The organism is Ideonella sp. A 288 (genome assembly GCF_002198735.1).
In the GTDB taxonomy this organism is placed as follows: domain Bacteria; phylum Pseudomonadota; class Gammaproteobacteria; order Burkholderiales; family Burkholderiaceae_C; genus Pseudaquabacterium.
This window is the reverse complement of sequence record NZ_MWLO01000137.1, coordinates 283939-310189: the sequence shown is the minus strand read 5'-3', so window position 1 is coordinate 310189 and position 26251 is coordinate 283939. Positions and strand designations below refer to the sequence as shown.

The following is a 26251-nucleotide window of genomic DNA, read 5'->3' as shown; positions in this document are numbered from 1 at the left end:
GTACAGTGCCCGACAGAAGACCACCTGGAGACGAGCGCCATGACACTGACCCGCCGCACCGCGATGAGCGCGCCGATCGCCCTGCTGCCCGGCTGGGCCGCGGCGCAGGCCGCCTGGCCGAGGCAATCGGTGCGCTTCGTCGTGCCCTTCGCGCCCGGCGGCACCAGCGAGATCGTCGCCCGCACGGTCGCGCATGAGCTGACCAAGCAGCTGGGCCAGACGGTGTTCGTCGACAACAAGGGCGGCGGTGCCGGCCTGCCGGCGATGACCGAGGTGGCCAAGGCCGTGCCCGATGGCCACACCATCATCCTGGGCCATGTCGGCTCGCTGGCGGTGAACCCGTACATCTTCCCGAACCAGCCCTACGACGTGAACAAGGACTTCGTCCCCGTCACGCTGCTGGCCAAGGTGCCCAACCTGTTCGTCATCCACCCCGACGTGCCGGCGAAGGACTTCAAGGAGTTCGTCGCCTACGTGCGCAAGAACCCGGGCCAGCTCAACTACGGATCGGCCGGCAACGCCAGCGCCGGCCACCTGGCGATGGAGTACCTGAAGCTCGTCACCGGCATGTTCATCACCCACATCCCGTACCGCGGCACCGGCCCGCAGCTGACCGATCTGCTGGCCGGCCGCACCCAGGCCAGCAGCGCCGGGCTGCCGGCCCTGCTGCCACACATCCGCAGCGGCAAGCTGCGCGCCATCGCCGTGGGCACGCCGCAGCGCCTGCCAGCACTGCCCGACGTGCCCACGGTCGCCGAGATGGGCTTCAAGGATTTCGAGACCTCGCAGTGGTACGGCATCCTGGCCCCGGCCGGCACCCCTCGCGACATCGTCAAGCGGCTGCAGGAGGAGTCGTACAAGGCGCTCAAGTCGAACAGCGTGACCGAGCGCTTCGCCAGCGACAGCGCGGTCGGCGGCGGCGGCCCGCCGGAGGAGTTCGCGGCCTTCATCGCGCAGCAGCAGAAGATCTGGAAAGAGATCGTCTCGCGCGCCGGCATCAAGCCCGACTGATCGTGTCGATGCGCCCGGGCGGTGGATGCCGTGCACTTCAAGCGCTGACATGATCGATGTGCTCGTCATCGGCGGCGGCAACGCCGCGCTGTGTGCCGCGCTCACCGCCCGCGAGGCCGGTGCGTCGGTGCTGATGCTCGAGGCCGCGCCGCGCGAATGGCGCGGTGGCAACTCGATGCACACCCGCAACCTGCGCGCGATGCACGACGCACCCGAGGACGTGCTCACCGAGGCCTACCCCGAAGAGGAGTTCTGGCAGGACCTGCTGAAGGTCACTGCGGGCAAGACCGACGAGGCGCTGGCGCGGCAGGCGATCCGCGATTCGGCGCAGGTGCGGCCGTGGATGCGCCGGCACGGCGTGCACTTCCAGCCCTCGCTGTCGGGCACGCTGCACCTCAGCCGCACCAACGCCTTCTTCATGGGCGGCGGCAAGGCGCTGGTCAATGCCTACTACCGCAGCGCGCAGGCGCTGGGCGTGCAGGTGCGCTACGACACGCCGGTGGCCCGGATCGAGCTCGAGGGCAACCGTTTCGTCGCCGCCGTCACCACGTCCGGCGAGCGCCTCGCCGCGGGCAGCGCCGTGGTGGCCAGCGGCGGCTTCGAATCCAACCGCGACTGGCTGCGCGAGGCCTGGGGCCGCAACGAGCGCGGCGAGTGGCCGGCCGATGCCTTCCTGATCCGCGGCACGCGCTTCAACCAGGGCGTGCTGCTGAAGGACCTGCTGGCCCAGGGCGCCGACCCCATCGGCGATGCCACGCAGGCGCACATGGTGGCCATCGACGCGCGCGCGCCGCTGTACGACGGCGGCATCGTCACCCGCGTCGACTGCCTGTCGCTGGGCATCATGGTCAACCGCGAGGGCCGTCGCTTCTACGACGAGGGCGAGGATTTCTGGCCCAAGCGCTACGCGATCTGGGGCCGGCTGGTGGCGCTGCAGCCCGGGCAGGTGGGCCATTCGGTGATCGACGCCAAGGCGGTCGGCCGCTTCATGCCGCCGGTGTTCCGCGGGGCGCGCGCCGACACGCTGGAAGCGCTGGCGCGGCAACTCGACCTGCCGGTCGAGCCATTCGTGCACACCGTGCGCGAGTACAACGCCGCCTGCCGCGTCGGCCACTTCGACCATGCGGTGCTCGACGACTGCCACACCGAGGGCCTGTCGCCGGCCAAGACGCACTGGGCGCTGCCGATCGACACGCCGCCCTTCCATGCCTACACGCTCAAGCCCGGCGTCACCTTCACCTACCTCGGCCTGAAGGTCGACGGGCGCGCCGCGGTGCACTTCGGCAGCCGGCCCAGCGGCAACCTGTTCGCCGCCGGCGAGATCATGGCCGGCAACGTGCTGGGCCAGGGCTACACCGCCGGCGTGGGCATGACCATCGGCACCGCCTTCGGGCGCATCGCCGGGGCCTCGGCGGCCCAGGCGGCGCAGCAGGCCGCCGCTCCGGAGGGCCAGCGTGCCGCCGCCTGACACCACGCCGCGTCCGGCCCTGCGCCGCGTGATCCCGATCGCCTCGGCCACGCCCGCGCAACGCTCGCCGGTGGACGAGGTGGCCCGCGTGCTGCAGATCTGCAATGCCTGCCGATACTGCGAGGGCTTCTGCGCGGTGTTCCCGGCGATGGCGCGGCGGCTGGAGTTCCCGGCCGCCGACGTGCACTACCTGGCCAACCTGTGCCACCAGTGCGGCGCCTGCCTGCATGCCTGCCAGTACGCGCCGCCGCACGAGTTTGCGGTGAACGTGCCGCGCGCGATGGCGCGGGTGCGCGCCACCACCTACGCCGACTTCGCCTGGCCGGCGCCCGCCGCGCGGCTGTACCGGCGCGCCGGCCTGACGGTGGCGCTGGCGCTGGCCGCGAGCCTCGCACTGTTCATCGCGCTGGTGCTGGCGCTCACCGGCGGCCTGTGGCACGCGCCGCTGGCCGGCAACTTCTACGCGGTGCTGCCGCACGGGCTGATGGTGTGGCTGTTTGCGCCGGTGTTCGGCTGGGCGCTGCTGGCGCTGGGCCTCGGCGTGGCGCGCTTCTGGCGACTGGCGCCGCCGGGCGCGTCATCGGCCGACGCATTGGGCGAGGCGGTGTCGAATGCCTTGCAGCTGAAGTACCTGGACGGTGGCCACGGCCAGGGCTGCCACGACGAGGACGATCGCTTCACGCTGCGCCGCAGGCGCTTCCACCACGCCACCTTCTACGGCTTCATGGCCTGCTTTGCCGCCACCGTGGTGGCCACCGGCTACCACTACCTGCTGGGCTGGCCGGCGCCGTATCCCGTGACCAGCCTGCCGGTGCTGCTGGGCACTGCCGGCGGCCTGGGCCTGCTGGTCGGGCCGGCGGGCCTGGCCTGGCTGAACCTGCGCCGCGACCCGCAGCAGGGTGAGCCATCGCAGCGGCCGATGGACCTGGGCCTGATCGCGCTGCTGTTCGGCACCAGCGCCACCGGGCTGGCCCTGCTGGCCGGCCGGGACACCGGCGCGATGGCGCTGCTGCTGGCGCTGCACCTGGGCTGCGTGATGGCGTTGTTCATCACCATGCCCTACGGCAAGTTCGCGCACGGCGCCTACCGCGCCGCGGCGCTGCTCAAATGGGCCATCGAGCGCCGCCTGCCGAGCCGGCTGCGGCTGGGGTCGGAATGAGCCCGCACCAGACACCGGGGAGACCGCGATGACACCGCACGACTTGCTCAGCCACATCGACAACGGCCGCCCCTGGGCGCCGGCCGGGCCGTCGACCTCGTTCACCGACCCGGCCGCCGCCTACCAGGCGGCTCTGGCTGTGCGCACGCTGCGCCTGGCGCGGGGCGAGGTGCCGCGCGGCTTCAAGATCGGCTTCACCAACCGGACCATCTGGGCGCGGTACCAGGTCTTCGCGCCGATCTGGGGCACCGTGTGGGACACCACCTTGGCATTTGCGAATGACCAAGGCGAGGGCACCCTGTCGCTGGACGCCACCTGCCAGCCGCGCCTGGAGCCCGAGGTGGTGTTCGGCCTGAAGGCCACGCCGCGGGCCGAGGCCACGCTGGACGACTTGTTCGACGCGCTCGACTGGGTGGCGCCGGGGTTCGAGGTGGTGCAATCGCACCGGCCCGGCTGGACCTTCAGCGCCGCGGACACCATGGCCGACAGCGGCCTGCATGCGCGGCTGCTGGTCGGCCGGCGCGTGCCGGTGTCGCAGGTGGCCCGCGACGCCGCGCAATTGCATGCGGTGCTGGCCGGCGCCCGCGTGGGCCTGTACCGAGGCGACACCTTGGTGGAGGAGGGCGTCGGCGCCAACGTGCTCGACAGCCCGCTGCACGCGCTGGCGCACTTCCTGAAGGAACTGCGCGCCTGCCCCGGCGCGCCCGACCTGCAGCCTGGCGATGTCGTCACCACCGGCACCTGGACCGACGCCTGGCCGGTGCAGGCCGGCGAGCGCTGGACGTCGACGCGCGGCGCGCCGCTGTCCGATCTGTCGGTCACGTTCCGCTGAGCGTGGTGGCCAGCGTGCAGCGGGTGTCGGTGCCGGTCGAGCGATGCCGCCGATGAAGGCCGGCCCGGGCCTGCACCTTCGCCGCCGCACCCTGCTGCACCTGTCGGCGTGCGGCCTCGTCCCGGGCCGCGCAGCGGGCGCCGACGCGCCGACTCGCTTCCCCGAGCGGCCGATCACGCTGGTGGTGCCGTTCGCACCCGGCGGCATCGCCGACCTCACCGCGCGCGCGGTGGCCGAGTCGATGGCCCTCCGCCTGGGCCAGGCGGTGGTGGTGGACAACCGGCCCAGCGCGGGCAGCATCGTCGCCTCGCAACTGGTGGCCGCGGCCCGGCCCGACGGCCACACGCTGCTGCTGATGAGCAACAGCCATGCGCTCAGCGCCTCGCTGTTCAAGCAACTGCCCTACGACGCGCGGAAGGATTTCGCACCGATCTCGACGCTGGGCTTCTTCGACCTCGGCCTGTTCGTGCCGGCGGCCTCGCGCTTCGCGACGCTGGGCGAGGCGCTGGCCTTCGCGAAGGCGCAGCCGGGCCGCCTGACCATCGGCACCATCGCGGTCGGCAGCACGCAGCACCTGGCGGCCGAGTGGTTCAAGACGGCCGCCGCGGTCGACGCGCTGGTGGTGCCGTACAAAGGCTCGCCGGCGGTGCTGGGCGCGCTGCGCGGCGGCGAGGTCGATCTGGCCTTCGAGATCGTCGGCCCCATGCTGCCGCAGGTGAGCGCCGGCGTGGTGCGCGCGCTGGCGGTGTCGTCCGACCGGCGCCACCCGGCCTGGCCCGCGGTGCCCACGGTGCAGGAGGTGGGCGTGCGCGGCTATTCGGTCGCCTCGTGGAACGCCCTGGCCGCGCCGGCGGGCACCCCGGCGGCGGTGCTGGAGCAGCTCAATCTCGCGGTGCGCGAGGCGGTGGCCTCGCCCGCGGTGCAGCAGCGCCTGGGCGCGATGGGGGTGCGGCTGGCGGCGGGCTCACCGGCAGAGCTGCAGGCGCTGCTGGACGCCGAGATCAGGCGTTGGGCGGCGGTGATCCGGGCGGCGAAGATCCAGCCGGAGTGAACCCTGTGGCCAGCCCGGCCCCGGGGGTACTCAGTACTTGCAGGCGTTGTCCGCCATGTAGTCGGCGACCTTGATCTTGCCGGCGATGATGTCGGCCTTGGCGGCGTCGACCCTCTTCTTCATGTCGGCGGTGGCCAATTTCTCGTTGTGCTTGTCGAGCGCTTCGCCGACGCCACCTTCCTTCAGGCCCGGATCGCCGACGCGACAGTCGGGACGAGGGCCACGATGGACCGCCCACTCCTGCTGGCGGCGGTGAGATGAGCAGCACATGGCGGCAGCTCGACGACGGCCTACCTGAAGGCGGCGCAGCCCAAGGCCCCTCTCGCTCAAAGCGGTGATCCCCAGGATCCAAGCCCCGGCGACGATTCCTCGGGTGATTTGCGAATTCGCAATCGCAGCGCCTGCTCCCGAAGGCACCGGTGAGCACACTCAACAAGATGCCCGGAGCCAATGCCTAAGGTGTGCGCATCGGTTGGGCAGGAAATGCGAAACATGGCAAAGCAGAAATGGAGCGGGTGCGTGATGCGCCGGCCCGCTGATCACTGTGCACAACCGATAGCGCACCATTCGTTCAGCAGGTTTCGTTCCGGCTTCGGTCGATACAGGAGTCCGGAAGTAAGCCGGGACAAGCTTGCCGCGTGCTCGTTCACTCAAGGAGAAAACTGATGACCAAGGCACATGAACTTCCGCGCACGCTTTCTTCGATCGCTGTGGCTGCAGCGTTCGCGCTCGCCGCGCCTGCTGCGATGGCCCAGGGCAAAGGGGTTCCCGGCGGCGGTGGGAAGCCTCCGGCCGGGGAGACCGCGGTCAACAATCTGTCGTACCCCGCACTCGATCTGGATGTGACGACATCCCCGGTGGCATGGTTCTTCACCATCGCACCCAGCCCCGTGCCGGAGTTGGGCAAGACCTTCTCCTATGGTTGCGATAAGAAGGAAACCATCGGTACGACGGAGTACCCGAACACGTCTTGCACCGCAGTCAGCGGATCGATCGTGACGTACTTGACCGCGGCACAGTGCGTTGCGCCTGCGGCGCCCTGCAACGGCCTGTCGGTGGAGAAGATGTTCTGGCAGAAGATCCCGGCCAATGACTGGTCGTCGGATTCGCGCAAGCTCCTGAGCGGGGAGTCCTTGCCTGCCATCGCGAGCCATGTGGATTGGGGTGACAACCTCGAGAGCCGCACCTGGCCTTCAACATCGGTGCTGCGCGTCGAGGTGACTCCCTATGCCGACCGGACGACGTTGGAGCCGATGTACAAGGGTCTGCAGATGTGGCACGTCTATGGCCAAGGGTCAACCGAGATCTGGGGTGTTCGCGCGCGCGACAGCGACAACGCGCCGTTCGCGTATCTGTCGCCTTATGCGATTCTCCGCACGATGAACGCACGGCTGAACTTGACCAAGATCGTGCTCGGTACTGCCGCGTGCCCCACCGCCGCACAAGGCAATGTGCGGCCCGATCTCGTCTGGAACGGCACGGCGTGGGTCGACACCGGTGGCGGCGCGAGCACGACCTGGCTGCTGCGGGACATTGGCTTCACGCCTGAACTGAACGTCGGCGGTAAATGGGTTTATGGCTACAACTGGCAATTGCGGCGTGACGGCGTTCCCGCGAACGTCAGCAAGGCGGGCTGGTGGCGACTGACCTTCCATTCGTCGCCAACCGCGGTCGGGTTCAGCTTCAACACTGTGACGGCGCCACCGGTCATGTCGGGCGTGCCGGAGCCCGTGTTGCTGTCGCTCGCGCCATTGAGTGCATCGGTACCGCTCAAGGGGCCGGGCGGTGGCGGAGGTGAAACCGGCGGCGTGTACAAGCCGGTGGTCGATCCCGTCAATCAAATCACCTACCTCGACATCTGCCTGAATTGATTCCATGTCGAAGGGTGCAGTGGGTGGGCGTTGAACGCCCACTCGCCCGGGCCAAGGAGAGCGACATGGGTTCTTCGCGTTTGTCGGGGTCGTTGATCGCGATTGCCGTTTCGTTGCCCGTAATGGTCGATGCGCAAGATCGCGCCTTTGGGGTAACGGCAACACGAGCGGACGTGCAGGCCAAGCCTCGGGAACGGGATGGCGAGCGGATCTATGGCAACGACCTGATGAACCCGCAGGAGCGCGCGGAGTATCGACGTCGCATGCGCGAGGCGAAGATCAACGAAGAGCGCGAGCAGATCCGGAAGGAGCATCACGAGCGCATGACGTAACGCTCGAAGGAGCATGGCGTGAAGATTCCAGACGAGCCGCCGGTGCAAGGCCGCAGGACGGGCCCGTGCTACGGCGAGGGACACGGCGCGGGTACTGCCGCACCGCGCTCGGACGGTAGCGCCGGCAAGGGCCGGTAACGGTTGAATCAACGGAGGTCCAACATGTGGACGAACAAGATACTGAGGACGATCGGCGCGGTGAGCGCCTTGGCGCTTGGCGCATGCGGCGGTGGCGACAGCACGCCGGCCCCTGGCGCGCTGAGCACGGTTGTCGGACCCATCACCGGGTTCGGCAGCGTCATCGTCAATGGCGTGCGGTTCGACGATGCCAACGCGACGGTGACGATTGACGATGCGTTGCTGACACGAGATCGCTTGCGCCTCGGCATGGTCGTTCAGGTGCGTGGCCGTGTTCAAGCCGACGGCACAGGTGTGGCTGACAGCATCCGCTACGACAGTTGCGTCGAAGGCCCGATCACCGCGATGAACCGCGTGCAGAACACGGTCACGGTGTTGGGGCAGACCGTCCATGTCGACGATGGAACCGTCTTCGACGGCGTGACCTTGCGCGACATGAACTCGTTCGCGATCGGCGATCTGGTCGAAATCAGTTGTTTGCCGGACCCGGCGAACGACGGGTGGCGAGCCACCCGCATGGAGCGCAGGGGAACGTTCGTGACCGGGGTTTCCGAGGTAGAGGTCGGGGGCTTGGTGAGCAACCTGAACCTCGCCCTCGGGACCTGCTTGGTAGGTGGGACGCCGGTGGACTTCTCGGGCATCGCCCCAGCCGATCGGCCGGCCGGATTGGCCAATGGCATGACGATCGATGCGAAGGGCCGCCAGGACGCCAACGGGATCGTTACCGCGGACCGATTGCGCGATCGGGATCGTGATCGCATCAACACTTCGGACGGCGATGGCATGGAAGTCGAAGGCTATGTGTCGAGCTTCGTGTCCTTGTCGAACTTCAAGGTGGACAGCCAGGCTGTGAACGCCGCCAATGCCGTGTTCGCGAACGGCACTGCGGCCGATCTGCGCAACGGACTCAAGGTCGAGGTTGAAGGTACGCTGAGCGGTGGCGTGCTGGTGGCGAAGCTCGTGGTGATCAGGCTGCAGTCGAACGTCCGCATCGAGGCGGGCATGCAGAAGAAGGATATGACGGGTGGCACGGTGACCCTGCTCGGGCGCCCGGTCCGCGTCAACGCCGACACGGTGCTGATCGACCGCACCGCAGACCGCAACCAGCCCAGGACCATCACGCTGGCAGCGTTGAACGTCGCCGACCGCCTGGAGGTCAAGGGGTACAAGGACGGCGCCGGCAATCTGGTTGCCGCGTACCTCGAACGCACCGAGGCTGATCCGCTGGTGGTGGTTAAGGCCGCAGCCGATGCCAAGACACCGACCACGCAGTTGACGCTTGCCGGCATCAACGTTGCGACCGGTGCGAGCACGCGCTACCGAGACGTGGACGGCAACCTGATCGACGCGACCAGTTTCTATCGCGCGGTACAGGTACCGCCAGCCGTGCCCACCAGCGTGCATGCGCGTGGCGTGGTCGCGAATCTGGCAACGAACGTGGTCGATGCGACTCGCAGCACCAGCACGATCGGCGAGTTGGAGATCGGCGAGGACTGAGGCGCGCGCGAGGGCGACACTCCGGCGGCTGGTTCAGCCGCCGCCGGAGATGCGCGCCACTGCCATCACCCCCCCAGGTCAGAGGAAGCAGGTCGGGAACGACGCCCCACCGCTCATCAGGTGCCTGCCCTGATCCGGGGCTGAGCAGCCCGACGGAGCTTCGAGAGACGGCACGACATCGACGCAGTGGGTGCTGATCAGGCGCTGCCGGTGACCCTCCGCCTGGAATCGGGGTCGTCGCCCGCGCAGCGCCGACCGTCGCTGGCCCGAGGCTGCAGCGCGCCGAGAAGTTCGGGTGCGTTGTCGCTCAGGTGGCCGGCAGCCAAAGTCGCAACCAGCCCGGCACCCTCGATGCGAACAACTCCGCTCGAGTCAGCGAAGGGCCGTTCCCGAGCTGGCCAACCAGCCTGGGCGGGCGCATGACACGCGTTGTCGGACTGCGACGTTTTCAGGAAGGCGTGGCCCGGCCACATTCCTTGAGTCCTGCGGGGCAGGGGGTCGGAGCCAGCCGGCCTTGGGCGTTCAATACTTGCAGGCGTTGTCCGCCATGTAGTCGGCCACCTTGATCTTGCCGGCGATGATGTCGGCCTTGGCGGCGTCGACCCTCTTCTTCATGTCGGCGGTGACCAGCTTCTCGTTGTGCTTGTCGAGCGCGTAGTCGACGCCGCCTTCCTTCAGGCCCAGCGCCGTGAACGCCCCGGGCGTGGTCTTCTTGAACAGGTTGTTCACGGCCACGTCCACCCGCTTGACCATCGAGGTGAGCATGGTGCCGGGCTGCAGGTGGTTCTGGTTGCTGTCGACGCCGATGGCCAGCTTGCCGCCGTCCTTGGCGGCCTGGTAGACGCCGATGCCGGTGCCGCCGGCGGCCGCGAAGATCACGTCCACGCCCTTCGAGAACTGGGCCTTGGCCAGCTCGCTGCCGCGGGCCGGGTCGTTCCAGGCCGAGCTGGTGGTGCCGGTCATGTTGGCGCTGACCTCGGCCTTGGGGTTCGCGTACTTTGCGCCTTGCTCGAAACCGCACTGGAACTTGCGGATCAGCGGGATGTCCATGCCGCCGATGAAGCCCACCTTGCCGGTCTTGCTGGCGATGGCGGCCATCATCCCGACCAGGAAGCTGCCTTCCTGCTCCTTGAACACCACCGATTCGACGTTGGGCTGCTTGACCACCATGTCGATGATGGCGAACTGCAGCTTGGGATAGTCCTTGGCCACCTTCTCCACCGTGCTGGCCATCGAGAAGCCCACCGCCACCACCGGCGTGGCGCCCTTGTCGGCCATGCGGCGCATGGCCTGCTCGCGCTGGGCCTCGTTGCCGATCTCGAAATCGAGGAAGGGCTTGCCGGTTTCCTTCTTCCAGCGCTCGGCGCCGTTGTAGGCGGCCTCGTTGAACGACTTGTCGAACTTGCCGCCCATGTCGTAGATGACGGCGGGCTGCGCCTGGGCGATGGCGGTGGCCGAGGCGAGGCCGAGGAGGGCGACGAGCGCGTTGGACATGATGGGCGGCACCTGCGGAGCGTGGTTGAACGTGGGCGGCAGGATAGCAAGTTGCAGGCCGCGGGCCATGAGGGATAGCCTGCCCCGGCAACGGCCGACACCGGGCAGGGGTTGACGACGAGGCCACCTGGGCCGGCGCTGCACTAGCATCGCGCCATGCCCGACCCCGCCCGCCATCCACGCCCGAGCGCTGCTGCCGAAGCGGCCATCGCCCACCGACTGCCGAAGGTGCTGCTGCACGAACACCTCGACGGCGGCCTGCGCGTGGCCACGCTGTTCGACCTGCTGCGCGAACGCGGGCTGGCCGCGCCGGCCGGCGACGTGCCGGCGCTGGCGGCCTGGTTCGAGGCGCGGGCCCATGCCGGCTCGCTGGTCGAGTACCTGCGCGGCTTCGCGCTGACGGTGGCGGCCATGGCCACGCCCGAGGCGATGGCCCGCGTGGCCTTCGAGGCCGCCGAGGACGCGCGGGCCGATGGCTGCGTGCTGGCCGAGTTCCGCATCGCGCCGCTGCTGTTCGAGCCCTTCGGCGTGTCGGGCGAGGCGGCGGTGGAGGCCCTGCTGGCCGGCCTGGCGCGCAGCCCGCTGCCCAGCGGGCTGATTGTCTGCGCGATGCGCCACCTGCCCACCGACGAGGTGGGCCGCAGCGCCGCGCTGGCGCTGCGTTACCAGGGCCGGGGCGTGGTCGGCTTCGACCTGGCCGGTGCCGAGGCCGGCCACCCGGCCACCGACCATGCGGCCGTGCTGCGCCGCGTCCAGGACGGCGGCCTGCCGCTCACCTTGCACGCTGGCGAGGCCGATGCCGGCGGGCGCGTGCTGGAGGCCGCCCGCCTGGGCGCGCGTCGCATCGGCCACGGCGTGCGGCTGGCCGACCTGCTGGACGGGCCGGGCGACCCCGCACCGCTGCTGGCCGAACTGGCCGAGCGACGGGTGCACCTCGAGGTCTGCCCGACCAGCAACGTGCACACCGGTGCCGCGCCGTCGCTGGCCGCGCACCCGATCCGCTCGCTGGCCCGGCACGGGGTGTCGCTGTCCTTCCACACCGACAACCGGCTGATGTCCTGCGTCGACATGAGCACCGAGGCGCTGCAACTGCACCGCGAGGCCGGCTTCGGCTGGGCCGACCTGCAGCGCATGGGCCTGGCCGCCGCCGAGGCCTCGTTCCTGCCCGAGCCGGTGCGCGTGCGCGCCCGCGACGCCTTGCTGGCGTTCGACCCCGCCGATGCCACGGCCTGAACGTTCCCCAAGATGAGCCCTTCGATGCGCCCCCACCCCTTCGGCGTCCGCCGTGCCGCGGCCCTGGCCGCCCTGGCCGTTCTGGCCACGACCGCCTGCGCCCCGCTGGCCCCTCCGGCGGCGGCGCCGGCTGCGGCCAGGGTGCCGATGCCCACGTCGGTGTCGCTGCGCGTCATCGCCTTCAACGACTTCCATGGCCACCTCGAAGCCGGCAGCCTGAGCCTGACGCTGCCCGACCCGGCCCAGCCGGGCCAGGTGCTGCGCGTGCCGGCGGGCGGCGCAGCCGCGCTGGCCGGGCTGGTGAAGGTGCTGCGCGAGCAGGCGCCGGGCGGCGCCGCGCACAGCGTGGTGGTGGCCAGTGGCGACCAGATCGGCGCCACGCCGCTGGTGTCGGCGCTGTTCCGCCACGAGTCCACCATCGAGGTGCTCAACACGCTGGGCGTCGACGTGGCCACCGTCGGCAACCACGAGTTCGACGCCGGCCAGGCCGAGCTGGCGCGGGTGCTGGGCGGCGGTTGCGCACCGAATGGGGCCGATGCCGCGCAGCGCTCCTGTGCGCTGCATCCCTACACCGGTGCGCGTTGGGCCACCGTGGTGTCCAACGTCGAGACGGCGGACGGCCGCACGCTGTTCGCGCCGTCGTGGATCCTGCCGGTGGGCGGCGTGCGCGTCGGCTTCATCGGGGCGGTCACGCGCAGCACGCCGGGCATCGTCGTGGCCTCGGGCGTGGCCGGGCTGCGCTTCGGCGACGAGGCCGAGGCCATCAACCGCGCCGCCGCGGCGTTGGAGGCGCAGGGCGTGCGCGCCATCGTCGCCACCGTGCACGAGGGCGGCGAGATCGGCGGCGCGCAGCAGCCGGCCGACTGGAACGACACCCGCTGCCCGGGCTTCCGCGGCGACATCGTCGACATCACCCGGCGGCTCAGCCCGTCGGTCGACCTGGTGCTCAGCGCGCACACGCACCAGGGCTACCGCTGCCTCGTCGACGGCCGGCCGGTGCTGCAGGCGTTGTCCTACGGCCGCGGCGTGTCGGTGGCCGACCTGGTGATCGACGCGCGCACCGGCGAGGTCGAGCGCGCCCATGGCGACAGCCGCAACCTGCCGGTGTTCAACGAGCGCACGCCGGCCGCCCAGCGCGAGGCCATCGCCGCCGGCCAGCCTGGCGTCTGGGCGAACGCGCTGCGGGCCGCGCAGCCGCTGCCGGCGGTGGCGCAGCAGGTGGCGGCCTACGCGGCCGCGGCCGCGCCGAGCGCGCAGCGGCCGGTGGGCCGCATCGGCGGGCCGTTCGACCGCAAGGGCCGCACCGACAGCGCCGCCGGCCGGCTGATCGCCGACGCCCAGCTGGCGGCCACGCGCGACCCCGCCCGCGGCGGCGCGCAGCTCGCGCTGATGAACCCCGGCGGCGTGCGCAGCGACCTGGCCTGCGCCGGCACGCCGCCCTGCGAGGTGAGCTATGGCGAAGCCTTCACGATGCAGCCCTTCGGCAACAGCCTGGTGGTGATGACGCTCAGCGGCGCCGAGCTGAAGGCGCTGCTCGAGGCGCAGCAGGGGCCGGGGCGCGACGCGCCGTCGGTGATGTCGCCGTCGGCCGGGCTGCAGTACCGCTGGGTGGCCCGCGCGCCGGCCGGCCAGCGCGTGCAGGCGCTGACGCTCGACGGGCGCCCCGTGCAGCCCGGCACCGACTACCGGGTGGTCGTCAACAGCTTCATGGCCGAAGGCGGCGACGGCCTGGCCGGCCTGCGCCGCGGCCGAGACCGGCTGGGCGGCCCGCAGGACCTGGACGCGCTGGTGGCCCACCTGAAGACCACGCCCGCGCCGGTGGCCACCCCCCGCGTCGAGTGGGTGGAGTGACGGCATCGGGGTGTCCGACTGTCATGGCCCTGCCATGGCCGCGCGGCACCATGCGCGGTTTCGTGGTCTGCGACTTGCTAGCCGACACACAAGTTCACAAAGCGGGTCGGGCAGCAAGCCGGGTTTTCTCGGGCCGCGAATGACGTGAAAGCAACGCCGGCCGTCTGGCCGGGGTGATAGATTTTTCGATCAACGAACTTGAAGCCAGAGAGGGGTGCGGGATGAACAGTGATCGCTTTTCCGTGTTTGCGAGGACGGCGCTGAGCGCCGCGGTGGCCATCGTGGCGGCCGCGCCGGTGCTGGCCCAGAACACCACCGCCGGCATCGCCGGCCGCGTGACCAGTGCCAACGGCGCGCCGGTGGCCGGTGCCTCGGTGAGCATCCTTCACGTCGAGTCGCGCTCGGTCAGCACCGCCACCACCGACGCCGACGGCCGCTACTCGGCCCGCGGCCTGCGCGTGGGCGGCCCCTACACCATCACCATCAGCAAGGCCGGCCAGACCGACCAGCGCGAAGGCGTGTTCCTGGCGCTGGCCGAGACGCTGGCCCTGGACGCCACGCTGGGCGCGCCCACCACCACCGTGGTGGTCACCGGCCAGGCCGGGGGCCTGAACACCGGGGCCGTCGGCGCCGGCACCGCGCTGGGCAGCCGCGAGCTGAACGCCTATGCCTCCATCCGCCGCAGCCTGCAGGACTACGCCCGCATCGACCCGCGCGTGGCGCAGACCGACAAGGAAACCGGCTCCATCTCGGCGCTGGGCCAGAACATCCGCTTCAACTCCATCACCATCGACGGCGTCACCGTCAACGACACCTTCGGCCTCGAGGGCAACAACCTGCCCACGCTGAAGCAGCCGGTGTCGATGGACGCCATCCAGTCGGTGCAGGTGAACCTGGCCAACTTCGACGTCACGCAAAAGGGCTACACCGGCGCCAACATCAACGCGGTGACCAAGAGTGGCACCAACGACTTCAAGGGCAGCGTCTACTTCGTCCACCGCGACGAAGACCTGGCCGGCCAGCGCTACAACCGCACCACCCGCGCCTACGCCGACCCCGCGGCCTTCAAGGAACAGCTCAAGGGTGCCACGCTGGGCGGCCCCATCATCAAGGACAAGCTGTTCTTCTTCGCCAGCTACGAAGAACTGGCCAGCTCGCGCACCACGCCCAGCTTCGGCCCGGTGGGCAGTTCGCTGACCAATGTGCGCATCACGCCGGCGCAGATCGCCGCCATCCAGAACGTCGCCAAGACCACCTATGGCATCGACCTGGGCAGCATCGACGTGCCCTCCGGCACCGAGCTGACCGTGAAGGACACGCTGATCAAGCTCGACTGGAACATCAGCGACCGTCACCGCGCCAATGTCCGCTGGACCAAGACCGAGCAGACCGACCCCAAGTTCAACGACATCAACCAGGACGCGCTGTCGCTGTCGTCGTACTACTTCAACGAGATCAAGACCATCGACATGCTGGTCGGCCAGTGGTTCGCCGACTGGTCGGACACCTTCTCCACCGAGTTCAAGGTGTCGAAGCGCGATTTCGAGAGCGCGCCCACGGCGTTCTCCAACCTGCCGCGCATGAATTTCGTGTTCCCGGCCGATGCCACGGCCAGCCGCGACCGCACGCTGAACACCGGCACCGAGAACAACCGGCACTTCAACGCGCTGCGCACCAACACGCTCGACGCCTACGTGGCCGGCACGCTGACGCTGGGCCAGCACGAGGTCAAGCTGGGTGCCGACTGGCAGGACAACGACATCTTCAACGCGTTCCTGACCAACACCAAGGGCTTCTACACCTTCCGCGGCGCAGACCCGGCGGCCCTGTTCGCCGCCGGCACGCCCACGGGCTACCAGGTGCAGTTGCCGCTGGCCGGCCGCACCATCGACGACGGCGCGGCCAACTGGACGCTGCAGAACCTGGGCGTGTTCCTGCAGGACACCTGGGCCGTCGCGCCCAACCTGTCGGTGCAGCTGGGCGTGCGGGTCGACAAGACCGGCGTGCCCGACAGCCCGATCCGCAATGCGGCGGCCTCCAGCTTCTTCGGCTTCGACAACACCTACACCATCGACGGCGAGACCCTGGTGCAGCCGCGCCTGGGCTTCAACTACAAGCTCGACCTGGGCGAGAAGCGCAAGGGCCAGCTGCGCGGCGGCGTCGGGCTGTTCCAGGGCGCGGCGGCCACGGTGTGGCTGTCCAACCCGTTCTCGAACACGGGCGTGGCCACGGCCAACTTCACCTGCAACAACACCGGTGGCACGCCCTGCCCGGCGGGCCTGAGGTTCTCGGCCGACCCCGCCAACCAGCCTGCCATCACCGGCCAGCCGCCGGCGGCCGCGGTCGACTTCATCGCGCCGGGCGTGCAGCAGCCGTCGGTGTGGAAATTCAACCTGGCCGCCGACGCCGAACTGCCGCCGCTGCTGGGCATCGGCGGCCTGGTGGCCGGCGCCGAATGGGTGCACACCGAGACCAAGCAGGGCCTGTTCTACCGCAACCTCAACCTCGGCAAATCCACCGCCACCGGTATCGACGGCCGACAGCTCTACTACAACGCCGCCGCGCTGAATGCCGCCACCTGCTGGACCGATGGCGGCACCGCGCTGCGCGCCGGCTGCGGCGGCCAGAACCGGGCCAACCGCAACACCGCCTTCGGCAACGTGCTGCTCACCGATTCCACCAGCCACGGCGCCGGCGATGCCATCACGCTGTCGCTCAGCAAGCCGGCGCGCAGCGGCTTCGGCTGGCAGATGGCCTACACCCGCACGCGGGCCAACGAGGTCAGCCCGCTCACCTCGTCGATCGCCAATTCAAACTGGCAGAACATGGCAGTGTTCAATGCCAACGAGGAGTTCGCGTCCAACTCCAACTACCTGATCCGCGACCGCGTCAGCGCCGCGGTCAACTGGTCCAAGGCCTTCATCGGCAACTACCGCACCACGGTGGGCCTGTTCTACGAAGGCCGCTCGGGCCGGCCCTACAGCTGGATCTTCAACAACGACGCCAACGGCGACGGCGTGATCAGCAACGACCTGCTGTACATCCCGAAGGCCCCGGGCTCGGGCGAGGTGATCTTCCGCGCCCCCAACGCCGACCGGCTGACCGCCGCGCAGGCCGAGGCCAAGTTCTGGAGCATCGTCGAGGCGCACCCGGCGCTCAACGGCGCGCGCGGCCAGGCGGTGGGCCGCAACACGGCCTTCGCCAAGTTCGTCAACACCTTCGACATGCGCCTGAGCCAGGAACTGCCCGGCTTCCTGCCGCAGCACCGCGGCGTGCTCACCTTCGACATCCTCAACGTCGGCAACCTGCTCAACAAGCGCTGGGGCCGCATCGACGAGGTGCCCTTCCCCAGCGTGCGCCGCTTCGTCAACTTCGCCGGCCTGCAGGACGGCAAGTATGTCTACAGCGTCAACAACCCCGAGGACGTGACCACCCGGCAGAACGCCGGCGAGTCGCAGTGGGCGATCCAGGTGACGGCGAAGTACGAGTTCTGATGCGCACCGGGGCCGCACGCGGCCCCGGCCGCCTGAACGCGCCGCGCGCCGAACTGGTGGCCTCGGCGCATTGGCGCTGACCGGTACTTCGCAGCTGCCTTGCCCTATGAGGCGCGCGGGTGCTGCACGATGTGTTGCGACGGCCCATGCCCTTGCCAGTCGTGGCGCCCACGGGTCTTCCGGCAGGGATCAAGTCGTGCCGCCGGGAGGCTTGCATTCGTGGGTGTCTGTGGTCGGCCACGTCCTGACACTGACCAGAGGCAGCTCACGGGAAGGTCGCTTTGCCTTCCCTGCGCGCGCCATCGTTCATTGACGCCCCGCCGGGGATACGCCGCGAAGCACGGGATCGAGCGCACCATGAAAGTAGAACATCGCGCCGACATCGCTGGTTTCACCAAAGTGCGTGCCTCCGGCAGGCGCGAGTTGGTAGTCACCGGCGCGCAGCAGTATGTCGCCGAGGAACATCTCGCCCTGCAGTACCAAGCAGTCTTCGTCCAGCGCATGGCCGTGGTCGGGCACGCAGGCGCCTGCGGCAAAGCGCACCAGCATCGAGATGACCTCGGTGTCTCCACGCAACGGCAGCACATCGACGCCTTCGGTGATCGAATGCCAGCGCTTGCGTCCCGGGTCGACCCACCCAGAACTGGCGCACGCAAGCTCCCACCATCGGGCTTCCAGCGCAGGCAGCTGCGCTCCGTCGACGAGCAGATGACGGACATAGGCTGTCGCGTCGGTGGCCGCAACCAGCGGCGCGTCCGCGTCGGACCGTGGCCTGACGATGTAGCCTGCCGCGCCGGGCACGCCGATCGGTGAAGCCACACAACCGGCAATCGACAAGGAGCCATCCAACAGGAGGATCTCCTGCGCCCTGGCATCGTCGGGCCAAGGCAGCGTTGCGCCGGGGCTCAGCCGCTGGACTTCCACGCGCGTACCGGCGTCGCTGCGCAGCAGTCGCCGGTCGACGCCCCTTGCTGCATGCACCCACTCTCCATCCTCCATGCGGATGGTCGTGTACTCGCGGTGCGCAAGCACGCTCGAATGCACCTGATGGAGAACGTGCGTGCGCAGGTCTTTCGCTCGATTCGGCGCTGGGCGCATCCCGGTCAGCCGCGTCGCGACCATGCCGCACAGCTGCGATAACTGGTCGGCCGTGGAAGTGTCGCTGGGATGATCAGGGACCTCGGGCAGTTTTGAGTTTTCCATCGCGTGCCGAGCCTTTTCAGCTTGCATGAACCGGTTCGACACGACGATAGCCCCGGTTGGCGCAGGCATCCTCAGGATGCGCTGCAGTTTCTGGCCGTAGGGCACCGGCAGCGCTTCTCATCGGTGAGTCATTCCAGACCATTCGCGCAGGGGAGCACTTGTGCATTCCAGTGCGACGCCCATGTCCCGTGCGCATGCTCTCATGCGGCCAAAGTGACTGCGCTCGAGCACGAGGCAAGCCAGTGATCGCAACAGGGCTGGGTTCGCAAGAAAGGGGCGGACCTCCCAACGGCAAGTCACGTCGCACCCGCCACTCGCAGCGGCGGCAAGTACCCAGGTCAGATTGCCGTCGATGTCGCCGCGAATCTGCCACTCGATCAGTTGACAGGGTTCCGAAAGGCGCGCCCCGACGAGCAGCCGCAACGGCCGGCCAAACAGGGCCCGCCACGCCCGCCACTGGCCCATAGGCTCGGCAAGCCGCGGCAATGGGCCAACCGACGGAATCGATCGCCACCACCTTGGCCAGCGGTGCGCGTCGGCGACCAAATTCCAACACGCCTGCTGCGAGGCATCGAGCCACCATGCGCTCGTCATCACGAAAGTTGGGCTCATCGGGCCAGTGGCTGTGCCGCTGCTGAAGAAGATTCTCCATTCGAATTACGGTCACGGTGCCTGCTCGGATGCGGAAGGGGGAATGGCGCCGTGAAAGTAGAACAGGCCGCCGAAGTCGCTTGCGATACCGACATGACGGCAGCCCTGGGGAGCCAACTGGTAATCGCCTCCACGCATCAGGATGTCGCCCAGGAACATCTCGCCTTCGAGCATGAAGCAATCTTCGTCGAGATCGTGCCCGTGGTCAGGAACGGCGGCGCCTGGGGCGATCCTGACCAGCATCGAAGCCACATCTCCCTGGGCATGCAATACGGCGGCATCGACCCCTTCAAGGTAGCTCGACCAGGGGCAGTCGATCCCTGCTGCCGAAAGTGACGCGCCTTGGGCCGCTCGCCACCACTGCGCTTCGCCTTCCGGCAAGCGCGCGAGATCAACGACGCGGCTGCGCATGTACAAGCTTGCACCCGTTCTTCCTGCCGTCATGCCCCAACCCCCGGATTGCTCCAGCACCACGTGATTCAGCGGTGACAGTTGAATCGTCGGCGCAAGCCTGGCACCCAGAGCCAGCGTGCCACCGACCACCAGCACTTCCTGGGCCTGGGCATCGAACTGCCAGGGAACCGCGGCTGATGGTGCCACTTCCAGAAGATCGATGCGCAGTCCGCCTTTGGCGTTCAAAGTGAAATGGCGAACACCCGGGCTGGTTTCCGCCCAGGTGGCGTCCTCGCGTCGAATGGTGGTGAAGTGCCTGTGCACGTCCGCACTCTGGCGGACACGGTCCAACACGCTGCGCCTGAGTTGCTCTTCACGTCCGGCGACGAACGACATGGGCTTGAGTTCTGGAGCAATGGCCATGGTGAACTCGAACGAATCCTCCACCGCGGAATCGGGCATGCGCGTGCGCATCACGGATACCTCAGCTGAAGCTGGTTGAAGTCGGCGCCGAGCGCCGACTGCAGCGCGGCCAGGGTTCGTCGGACGTGAGACTTCACGGTGCCCAACGGCAGACCCATGTGATCGGCAATCTCTTCGTGTGTCAAGCCACGGAAGAACGCCAATCCGATCAGCTGGCGCAGCAGGGGGTCGAGCTTGGCCAACTCTTCATGCAACACGCCATCGCGCCTGACCGCCTGCAACAGGTCGAGGGGGTCGTCGGCAGCTTCATCCGGGAACGGGTCTTCCTCGTCGATGGGGTGCTGGCTGGATTGCACAGGGTCGCGCGACCGGGCCCGAACGGCGTCCAGTGCCCGCGACCGCGCCATCATCATCACCCAGGCGATCGCTGAGCCCCTGTTCGGATCGAAACGCGGGGCCTGGCGCCAGACCTGCCAGAAGGTGTCCTGCATGACTTCCTCGGCGCAGGAGACCCGACGCGTGATGCGCAGCGCGACGGCGTAGACCCGACCGGACAGTTGCTCGTAGAGGCTGGCCAGAGCCGATTCGTCCTGTCGCATGACGCGCCCGATCAACTGTGCCAGCGCCAGGTTGTCCAGTGATTCGACGGCGCAAAGCGCGCTTGTGCGAACCGAGTCACCCGAAGGAGCGCCGCCGTCTCCTTCAAACTCAGCCTGCTCGTCGGCAGGCATGGCTGGGTTCGGATCGTCCCCATCCTGTTTCGCTGGAAAACATGGAGCAAGGATGGGACCGGCCTCGAGACGTGCAGCACTGGGGTCCATCGTGGGTAACTCCGGTTACGTTACGTCTCGAGAGGCACCAGGCTGGCGATTCACGCACGTCCGCACGCCTCCGCCGGAAACCGGAGCCTGGATGCATACACGACAAATGTAGTCGGATTACGTTGGCGCAGCGTGACGTGCGAACCGCGATGGCTTTCTCGATGCACGCCTGCCCCAGCAGCACCCGGCGACCGCTCACAGCTACCTGCAAGGCCGTGAGGTCCTCTCTGCCGGCTCAACTTCCTTGGCACGTATTGCCGCAGACCGACAGGCTGTTGTCGGCGCTGACAGCCAACAGGCAGGTGCCGGTCAGGACTTGGCGGCCGCGGTGGGTAGGTTCCTGGCAGCTCGTCTTGTCGGCGCGGCATCGCAGGCGATCGCTGACTGATCGACGGGGCCTCGCCGCAGCCACCCACATGCAGCCGTCAAAGCATTGGCCTTCTGACCGACGCGCACTCGGCAGAGACTGAAAGCTTCCCAAGCCCTTGGTCATGACAACCCTGTCGGCCCTGGTTCGCGGTCGCCACGATGCCCCAGGCCTGGTCCCGGGCGGTGCCTGAACGCTTGTTTGCAGGAGTCTCTTGCCATGAAGACGACCCTCGGTCTCGTGGACCTGGCAGCCGGCCTGTGGTGCACAGGGGCAGCCGCGCGAACCATGGCCTTCGACATGCAATCGCATCGCGGCGGGCGCGGCCTATGGCCCGAGAACACCCTGGTCTCGTTTGGCAACGCCGTGCGTCCGGGCACCACCACACTGGAATCGGATGCCGCCACCACCGCCGACGGCGTGGTGATGATCTCGCACGAGCACACGCTCGATGCGGCCCGCACCCGCGACGCTTCTGGCCAGGTTCTGAAGGAACTGGGCTCGCTGACCCAGTCGCTGAGCCTTGCGCAAATGCAGGCCTACGATGTCGGGGCCCGCCCTTGCCCCAGGGTGTGGGCAAACCAAAAGGCAACGCGGCGGGGTCGCTGCAAACAGGCCGTCCGGCCGCATCTGGACAACGAGCCAAAGAAACCGGGTGTTGCCGAAGGGTCGATGGCGTGCGGCCAGCGCCCCGCCGTCAGCGCTCTGAACCGGTCCTTGCCGCCAGACAGGACGATGGCCTGAGCCGGGCCCGGTCGCGGCGACAGTCCTTGCCAGCATCACCGCCAGCGCTGTCCCGCAACGGGTGGCCCATGCGCCGCCGATGCAAGTGACCTCGGTCGAAAGCTCGTTCGCTTGATGACGACATGGCCCGTCGCCCCAACGGACGCCTGTCAGTCGTCACCGGTCCGGCGGCTCACCGGGTGGGCGTTTCGATCGATCGACGTGTTCGCACCGCGTGCGTGCTATTGGAAACCACGCGGCGGCAGCCCCGGCCCACGCCGCAGCCAGTTGGCCGGCGACCAGGCGCTGGCCGCATCGGTGGCGTGCAGCGTGTAGGCCATGCGCGAGCGGTCCGACCGGTTCGGCGCGCTCCAGTGCGGCAGCAGACCGTGGAAGACCACCAGCGTGCCGGCCGGCACCTCCAGCGCCACCGCGCTGGCCTCGTCGGGCCAGGGCGTGCGGTCGAGCACCTCCATGCGCACCGCATCGCCCTCGCGCACGAAGCGCTCGCGCAGCGGGCCGCGGTGGCCGCCGGGCTGCACCCACAGGCAGCCGTTGTCTCGTGTGGCGTCTTCCAGCGCAAACCAGAAGCCGGTGACGGTGCAGGGCGTGGTGTCGAGGAAGGTGGCGTCCTGGTGCCACTTCACCTCGCCGCCGATGCCCGGCGGCTTGAAGATCAGCATCGACTGCCACACCAGCGGCCGCGCCAGGCCCAGGTCGGCGGCCAGCGAGGCCAGCGCGGGGCCGTGCGAGAAGCGCTCGAACACCGGGTCGAGGTCGTGCATCGCGTGGCCGATCTTGTTGACGGCCTGGGCCTTGGGGCGGGTGAGGCGGCCTTCGGCATCGAAGGCCTCTTCCTCGAAGAAGCAGTGGATGCGGTCGCCCGAGGCCAGGAACTCGGCGTCGGCCGTGCGCGCCTGGTCGTGCGTGGTGAACACGCTTTGCCGGTCGCCGGGCTCGAAGGCCTCGACGAGTTGCAGCGCGCGCTGGCGCAGCGCCGCGATCTCGTCGGCCGACTTGAAGCCCGGCAGCACCAGGCAGCCATCGGCGTGGTACTGCCCGATCTGAGCGTCCGTCAGCATCAGCTGGCCGCGGTGATGCCGCGCATCTGGATGATGCCGCCGAGCAGGCCGGTGTCGGCTCGCATGCGGTTGGCCAGGCCTTCCGGGGCGGTGCCCACCGCCTGCCAGCCGGCGTTGAGCAGGCGTTGCCGGGTGTCGGGCGCGCGGATGGCCTCGACCAGCGCGGCGCTCAGCCTGGCCACGATGGGCTTGGGCAGCGTGGCCGGCGCGGCGGCGGCCGTCCAGATCTCGAGGTCGGCGCCGAAGACGTCGGCACTGCGCAACGTAGGCAGCTCGGGCACGAGCGAGCTGCGCACCGGCGAGGTGATGCCCACCACCTTGAGCTTGCCCGTCTTCACGTGCGGCAGCGCCAGCCCCGGCGGCAGCAGCGCCAGCTGCAGCTGCCCGCCGAGCAGCGCGTTGACCACCTGCGGGTTGCCCGGGAAGGGCACGTGCGCGGCGGCGATGCCGGTCTTGCTCTTGATGAGCTCCATGCCCAGGTGGCCGACGGTGCCGTTGCCCGGCGTGCCATAGTTGCCCTTGTCGCCCAGGTTGCGCGCCCACAGCAGCAGCTCGGTCGGCGTGGTGCCATTGGCGCTGCCGACGGTGACGAGCACCAGCGGCGCGACACCGATCAGCGACAGCGGCGCGAAATCCTTCGCCGGGTCGAAGGGCGTGGCCGGGTTGAGCATCTTGGCCACCGTGAGGTTGCCGTTGATCAGCACGCCGATGGTGTGCTGGTCGGTGCTCTTGGCCATCAGGTCGGCGGCGATGTTGCCCGACGCACCGGGCTTGTTTTCGACCACCACCGGCTGGCCCAGCAGCCGGGCCAGCGGCTCGGCGATGGCGCGCGCGGCCAGGTCGGGCGTGGAGCCGCCGGGAAAGCCGACCAGGATCTTCAGCGGCCGGGTGGGCCAGGGCGACACGGCGGCGGCCGACGCGGCGCGGCGGGTCTGCGCGAAGGCGGCGCCCCCGAGCACGGCAGGGGTGGCGGCCAGCAGTTGCAGCAGGTGGCGGCGGGAGGTCATCGGGGAGGGATCCTTGTGAACGAGAGGGAACGACAGGTCAGCGGCCGAGCCAGGCGCCTTGCGATTCGAGGTCGGCCTGCACGCTTTCGGCGGACACCTCGCGCACCGGCCGGCCGGTGCCACGGGCCCGCGCGGCGGTGACGCCGGCGGCCTCGCCCATCACGAAGCAGGCCCCGCTGACCCGTGCCGCCGACTGGCCGGCATGGCTCATCGACGCACAGCGGCCGGCCACCAGCAGATTGTCCACGACCTGCGGCACGATCATGCGCCAGGGCAGCTGGTTGTAGCCGCGCAGCCGCGGGATGTCGGGGAAGGTGAAGACCACGTCGCCGGCCACGTGCGCCTCGATCGGCCAGCCGTTCACGCCGATGCTGTCGTCGAAGCTGGCGCAGCCCAGCACATGGGCCTCGGTGAGCACCGCTTCGCCGACGATGCGCCGGGTTTCGCGGATGCCCACCTGCGGCGCGATCTCGAGCAGGTAGGCCTGCTCGAAGCCCGGTGCCGATTCGCGCATGAAGTCGAAGAACTCGACGATCTGGCGCCGGCCCTCGACCTCGGCCGCGCTGAGCTGCCAGGCGTCGGTGCCGTCGACCGCCGAGCCGTCGGGGTTGGCAAGCTGGGTGACGTTGGCGCGCCATTCGCCCGGGTGCTTCTGCGGCCGCACGATGGGCGCCCGCCGCGCGAACTTGCGGCCGCGCGCCTCGGCCTCGGCCATCAGCAGGCCGAAACGGTTCCACGCATCACCGGCGCGCGCCGCATCGACACCGTGCACGCGGAACATGGTCGACGGGTAGAGCAGCGCGGGGCCTTTCTCGAACGGTGCGCCGGACCAGGCCGCCAGGTCGGCATCGCCCGACGCGTCGATGAAGGTCTCGGCGCGGATGGCGCCGCGGCCCGAGCGCGTCTCGACCAGCAGGGCCTCGATGGCGCCGAGCCCGCGCATCGACACGCCCACCGCCTGCGCATGCAGCAGCAGGCGCGCGCCGTGGCCCAGCACCAGCTGATCGGCCGCCACCTTGAGCGCGGCGTTGTCGTAGGCCTGCGCGCAGATCTTGCCGCCGAACAGGGCATGCGGCTCGTTGAGCCCGCCCAGCCGGCGCAGGCGATCGAGCAGTTCATCGGCCAGGCCATGCACCACCTGCCGCAGTTCGCCGTGCACGTTGGCATGCAGGCCGCAGAAGTTGGTGACGCCGGCTGCGGTGCCCATGCCGCCAAGGAAGCCGTAGCGCTCGACCAGCAGCGTGCGGCAGCCGGCCCGCGCGGCGGCGGCCGCGGCGGACAGGCCGGCCGGGCCCCCGCCCAGCACCAGCACCTCGACCTCGGCGATCACCGGCGTGCGGCGGGCGGGTTCGAAGACGGCGTCGTCGGCGGTCATGGACGGCCTTTCATGGGTTCGCGGATTGGCGGCCGCCAGCCTACGCCAAAACGGTGCGTTGCTGGGGGTGGGCCTCGCGCCACGGGCTTGGGTTCGCATGGCTAGAATGATTCGCACAGGGACGTCCCGGCCAAAGACCATCCATCGCATGAAACTCATCGGATCGCTCACCAGCCCCTACGTGCGCAAAGTGCGCATCGTGATGGCCGAGAAGAAGCTCGACTACCAGCTGGTGCTCGAAGACGTGTGGGGCAGCGACGCCATCCTCGCGTCCAACCCGCTCGGCAAGGTGCCGTGCCTGGTGATGGAGGGCGGCGAGGCGGTGTTCGATTCGCGCGTCATCGTCGAGTACGTCGACACGCTGTCGCCGGTGGGCCGCCTGATCCCCGCCACTGGCCGTGAGCGCGTGGAAGTGCGCACCTGGGAGGCCCTGGCTGACGGCATGTGCGACGCCCTGATCCTGGCGCGCATGGAGCAGAACTGGGGCCCGCGCGAAGGCGCCCGCTGCCAGGCTTGGATCGACCGCCAGGTCAGCCGCGCCCAGGCCGTGCTCGAGGCCATGAGCCGCGGCCTCGGCGACAAGCCCTTCTGCCAGGGCACGCACTTCAGCCTGGCCGACGTGGCGGTGGGCGTGTCGCTGGCCTACCTCGACTTCCGCTTCGCGCACATCGACTGGCGCACCCAGCACCCCAACCTGCGCAAGCTGGCCGACAAGCTGGCCACGCGGCAGAGCTTCATCGACACCGCGCCGCCCACCTGAGCGGCAGCACGCAGC

Annotated in this window: 22 protein-coding genes; 13 read left to right on the top strand and 9 right to left on the bottom strand. The window is 69.3% G+C overall.

Going from position 1 to position 26251, the window contains the following annotated elements:
* The first annotated feature begins 39 nt into the window (after positions 1-39).
* Genes EOINJALH_RS20940 through EOINJALH_RS20920 form a run of 5 tightly spaced genes read left to right on the top strand, consistent with a single transcriptional unit; the run spans position 40 to position 5521 of the window.
* Positions 40-1011 carry a tripartite tricarboxylate transporter substrate binding protein gene (locus EOINJALH_RS20940; protein WP_088283627.1) on the top strand — a complete coding sequence of 324 codons (972 nt, stop codon included), beginning with the start codon at positions 40-42 and terminating at the stop codon, positions 1009-1011.
* A gap of 49 nt (positions 1012-1060) precedes the next feature.
* Positions 1061-2479: an FAD-dependent tricarballylate dehydrogenase TcuA gene (gene tcuA, locus EOINJALH_RS20935; protein ID WP_088283625.1), complete on the top strand. Its 1419-nt coding sequence runs from the start codon at positions 1061-1063 to the stop codon at positions 2477-2479.
* Positions 2480-2498: 19 nt separating this feature from the next.
* Positions 2499-3638, top strand: coding sequence for a tricarballylate utilization 4Fe-4S protein TcuB (tcuB, locus tag EOINJALH_RS20930; RefSeq protein WP_144290113.1), 1140 nt, complete (start codon positions 2499-2501; stop codon positions 3636-3638).
* Positions 3639-3666: 28 nt separating this feature from the next.
* Positions 3667-4470, top strand: a complete 804-nt coding sequence (locus EOINJALH_RS20925) for a 2-keto-4-pentenoate hydratase (RefSeq protein WP_088283621.1) — start codon at positions 3667-3669, stop codon at positions 4468-4470.
* 52 nt (positions 4471-4522) lie between these two features.
* The gene (locus tag EOINJALH_RS20920) at positions 4523-5521 is read left to right on the top strand and encodes a tripartite tricarboxylate transporter substrate binding protein (RefSeq protein WP_199873439.1); all 999 of its coding nucleotides are present in this window, start codon (positions 4523-4525) and stop codon (positions 5519-5521) included.
* 30 nt (positions 5522-5551) lie between these two features.
* Here the strand turns inward: EOINJALH_RS20920 and EOINJALH_RS31345 are convergent, their stop codons facing one another.
* Positions 5552-5791 (bottom strand): hypothetical protein, encoded by a 240-nt coding sequence (locus EOINJALH_RS31345; RefSeq protein WP_199873438.1) that lies wholly within the window; start codon positions 5789-5791, stop codon positions 5552-5554.
* A gap of 395 nt (positions 5792-6186) precedes the next feature.
* Between EOINJALH_RS31345 and EOINJALH_RS20915 the strand changes: the two genes are divergently transcribed.
* The 3 genes from EOINJALH_RS20915 to EOINJALH_RS20905 all read left to right on the top strand — a co-directional run bounded on the left by EOINJALH_RS20915 (position 6187) and on the right by EOINJALH_RS20905 (position 9359).
* Entirely contained in the window at positions 6187-7392 is a 1206-nt protein-coding gene (locus EOINJALH_RS20915) for a hypothetical protein (RefSeq protein ID WP_144290110.1), read from the top strand.
* Between the two features lie 65 nt (positions 7393-7457).
* Positions 7458-7724: a hypothetical protein gene (locus EOINJALH_RS20910; RefSeq protein ID WP_144290109.1), complete on the top strand. Its 267-nt coding sequence runs from the start codon at positions 7458-7460 to the stop codon at positions 7722-7724.
* 162 nt (positions 7725-7886) lie between these two features.
* Positions 7887-9359 carry a DUF5666 domain-containing protein gene (locus tag EOINJALH_RS20905; protein WP_088283615.1) on the top strand — a complete coding sequence of 491 codons (1473 nt, stop codon included), beginning with the start codon at positions 7887-7889 and terminating at the stop codon, positions 9357-9359.
* 522 nt (positions 9360-9881) lie between these two features.
* Here EOINJALH_RS20905 and EOINJALH_RS20900 read toward each other — a convergent pair.
* Entirely contained in the window at positions 9882-10853 is a 972-nt protein-coding gene (locus EOINJALH_RS20900; protein WP_088283720.1) for a BMP family protein, read from the bottom strand.
* A 156-nt stretch (positions 10854-11009) separates the two neighbouring features.
* Between EOINJALH_RS20900 and EOINJALH_RS20895 the strand changes: the two genes are divergently transcribed.
* The 3 genes from EOINJALH_RS20895 (at position 11010) to EOINJALH_RS20885 (ending at position 17431) form a co-directional block, all read left to right on the top strand.
* Positions 11010-12086 carry an adenosine deaminase family protein gene (locus tag EOINJALH_RS20895; RefSeq protein ID WP_088283613.1) on the top strand — a complete coding sequence of 359 codons (1077 nt, stop codon included), beginning with the start codon at positions 11010-11012 and terminating at the stop codon, positions 12084-12086.
* A 24-nt stretch (positions 12087-12110) separates the two neighbouring features.
* On the top strand, positions 12111-13937 hold the full coding sequence (locus EOINJALH_RS20890; RefSeq protein ID WP_158219839.1) for a bifunctional UDP-sugar hydrolase/5'-nucleotidase: 1827 nt from the start codon (positions 12111-12113) through the stop codon (positions 13935-13937).
* A gap of 221 nt (positions 13938-14158) precedes the next feature.
* The gene (locus EOINJALH_RS20885; protein ID WP_088283609.1) at positions 14159-17431 is read left to right on the top strand and encodes a carboxypeptidase regulatory-like domain-containing protein; all 3273 of its coding nucleotides are present in this window, start codon (positions 14159-14161) and stop codon (positions 17429-17431) included.
* A 306-nt stretch (positions 17432-17737) separates the two neighbouring features.
* On the opposite strand, the gene EOINJALH_RS20880 is transcribed toward EOINJALH_RS20885, so the two are convergent.
* The 4 genes from EOINJALH_RS20880 to EOINJALH_RS20870 all read right to left on the bottom strand — a co-directional run bounded on the left by EOINJALH_RS20880 (position 17738) and on the right by EOINJALH_RS20870 (position 20922).
* Positions 17738-18739 (bottom strand): cupin domain-containing protein, encoded by a 1002-nt coding sequence (locus EOINJALH_RS20880; protein ID WP_088283606.1) that lies wholly within the window; start codon positions 18737-18739, stop codon positions 17738-17740.
* 12 nt (positions 18740-18751) lie between these two features.
* A complete protein-coding gene (locus EOINJALH_RS33535; RefSeq protein ID WP_404872782.1) occupies positions 18752-19228 on the bottom strand; it encodes an SRPBCC family protein in 477 nt (158 codons plus the stop codon).
* Positions 19229-19297: 69 nt separating this feature from the next.
* Complete coding sequence (locus EOINJALH_RS20875) at positions 19298-20152, bottom strand: cupin domain-containing protein (protein ID WP_088283604.1); 855 nt, start codon at positions 20150-20152, stop codon at positions 19298-19300.
* On the bottom strand, positions 20152-20922 hold the full coding sequence (locus tag EOINJALH_RS20870) for an RNA polymerase sigma factor (RefSeq protein WP_199873437.1): 771 nt from the start codon (positions 20920-20922) through the stop codon (positions 20152-20154). Before EOINJALH_RS20870 ends, EOINJALH_RS20875 begins: the two co-directional genes overlap by 1 nt.
* 586 nt (positions 20923-21508) lie before the next feature.
* On the opposite strand from EOINJALH_RS20870, the gene EOINJALH_RS20865 reads away from it, so the two are divergent.
* Positions 21509-22033: a glycerophosphodiester phosphodiesterase family protein gene (locus EOINJALH_RS20865; protein WP_088283600.1), complete on the top strand. Its 525-nt coding sequence runs from the start codon at positions 21509-21511 to the stop codon at positions 22031-22033.
* A 221-nt stretch (positions 22034-22254) separates the two neighbouring features.
* Here EOINJALH_RS20865 and EOINJALH_RS20860 read toward each other — a convergent pair whose 3' ends face one another.
* From EOINJALH_RS20860 to EOINJALH_RS20850, 3 genes are read right to left on the bottom strand one after another with little or no spacing between them, the layout of a single operon-like run.
* Positions 22255-23094 carry a phytanoyl-CoA dioxygenase family protein gene (locus EOINJALH_RS20860; protein ID WP_088283598.1) on the bottom strand — a complete coding sequence of 280 codons (840 nt, stop codon included), beginning with the start codon at positions 23092-23094 and terminating at the stop codon, positions 22255-22257.
* Positions 23094-24101: a tripartite tricarboxylate transporter substrate binding protein gene (locus EOINJALH_RS20855; protein ID WP_088283596.1), complete on the bottom strand. Its 1008-nt coding sequence runs from the start codon at positions 24099-24101 to the stop codon at positions 23094-23096. The genes EOINJALH_RS20860 and EOINJALH_RS20855 overlap by 1 nt, the downstream gene beginning before the upstream one ends.
* 37 nt (positions 24102-24138) lie before the next feature.
* The gene (locus EOINJALH_RS20850; RefSeq protein WP_088283594.1) at positions 24139-25476 is read right to left on the bottom strand and encodes an FAD-dependent oxidoreductase; all 1338 of its coding nucleotides are present in this window, start codon (positions 25474-25476) and stop codon (positions 24139-24141) included.
* Positions 25477-25624: 148 nt separating this feature from the next.
* On the opposite strand from EOINJALH_RS20850, the gene EOINJALH_RS20845 reads away from it, so the two are divergent.
* Positions 25625-26236, top strand: a complete 612-nt coding sequence (locus EOINJALH_RS20845) for a glutathione S-transferase family protein (RefSeq protein ID WP_088283593.1) — start codon at positions 25625-25627, stop codon at positions 26234-26236.
* Positions 26237-26251: the final 15 nt, after the last annotated feature.

Coding starts and splice junctions, on each gene's coding strand:
- EOINJALH_RS20940 (WP_088283627.1), top strand. CDS start 40: ATGACACTGACCCGCCGCACCGCGATGAGCGCGCCGATCGCCCTGCTG.
- tcuA (WP_088283625.1), top strand. CDS start 1,061: ATGATCGATGTGCTCGTCATCGGCGGCGGCAACGCCGCGCTGTGTGCC.
- EOINJALH_RS20925 (WP_088283621.1), top strand. CDS start 3,667: ATGACACCGCACGACTTGCTCAGCCACATCGACAACGGCCGCCCCTGG.
- EOINJALH_RS20920 (WP_199873439.1), top strand. CDS start 4,523: ATGAAGGCCGGCCCGGGCCTGCACCTTCGCCGCCGCACCCTGCTGCAC.
- EOINJALH_RS31345 (WP_199873438.1), bottom strand. CDS start 5,791: ATGTGCTGCTCATCTCACCGCCGCCAGCAGGAGTGGGCGGTCCATCGT.
- EOINJALH_RS20915 (WP_144290110.1), top strand. CDS start 6,187: ATGACCAAGGCACATGAACTTCCGCGCACGCTTTCTTCGATCGCTGTG.
- EOINJALH_RS20910 (WP_144290109.1), top strand. CDS start 7,458: ATGGGTTCTTCGCGTTTGTCGGGGTCGTTGATCGCGATTGCCGTTTCG.
- EOINJALH_RS20905 (WP_088283615.1), top strand. CDS start 7,887: ATGTGGACGAACAAGATACTGAGGACGATCGGCGCGGTGAGCGCCTTG.
- EOINJALH_RS20900 (WP_088283720.1), bottom strand. CDS start 10,853: ATGTCCAACGCGCTCGTCGCCCTCCTCGGCCTCGCCTCGGCCACCGCC.
- EOINJALH_RS20895 (WP_088283613.1), top strand. CDS start 11,010: ATGCCCGACCCCGCCCGCCATCCACGCCCGAGCGCTGCTGCCGAAGCG.
- EOINJALH_RS20890 (WP_158219839.1), top strand. CDS start 12,111: ATGCGCCCCCACCCCTTCGGCGTCCGCCGTGCCGCGGCCCTGGCCGCC.
- EOINJALH_RS20885 (WP_088283609.1), top strand. CDS start 14,159: ATGAACAGTGATCGCTTTTCCGTGTTTGCGAGGACGGCGCTGAGCGCC.
- EOINJALH_RS33535 (WP_404872782.1), bottom strand. CDS start 19,228: ATGACGAGCGCATGGTGGCTCGATGCCTCGCAGCAGGCGTGTTGGAAT.
- EOINJALH_RS20875 (WP_088283604.1), bottom strand. CDS start 20,152: ATGCGCACGCGCATGCCCGATTCCGCGGTGGAGGATTCGTTCGAGTTC.
- EOINJALH_RS20870 (WP_199873437.1), bottom strand. CDS start 20,922: ATGGACCCCAGTGCTGCACGTCTCGAGGCCGGTCCCATCCTTGCTCCA.
- EOINJALH_RS20865 (WP_088283600.1), top strand. CDS start 21,509: ATGAAGACGACCCTCGGTCTCGTGGACCTGGCAGCCGGCCTGTGGTGC.
- EOINJALH_RS20860 (WP_088283598.1), bottom strand. CDS start 23,094: ATGCTGACGGACGCTCAGATCGGGCAGTACCACGCCGATGGCTGCCTG.
- EOINJALH_RS20855 (WP_088283596.1), bottom strand. CDS start 24,101: ATGACCTCCCGCCGCCACCTGCTGCAACTGCTGGCCGCCACCCCTGCC.
- EOINJALH_RS20850 (WP_088283594.1), bottom strand. CDS start 25,476: ATGACCGCCGACGACGCCGTCTTCGAACCCGCCCGCCGCACGCCGGTG.
- EOINJALH_RS20845 (WP_088283593.1), top strand. CDS start 25,625: ATGAAACTCATCGGATCGCTCACCAGCCCCTACGTGCGCAAAGTGCGC.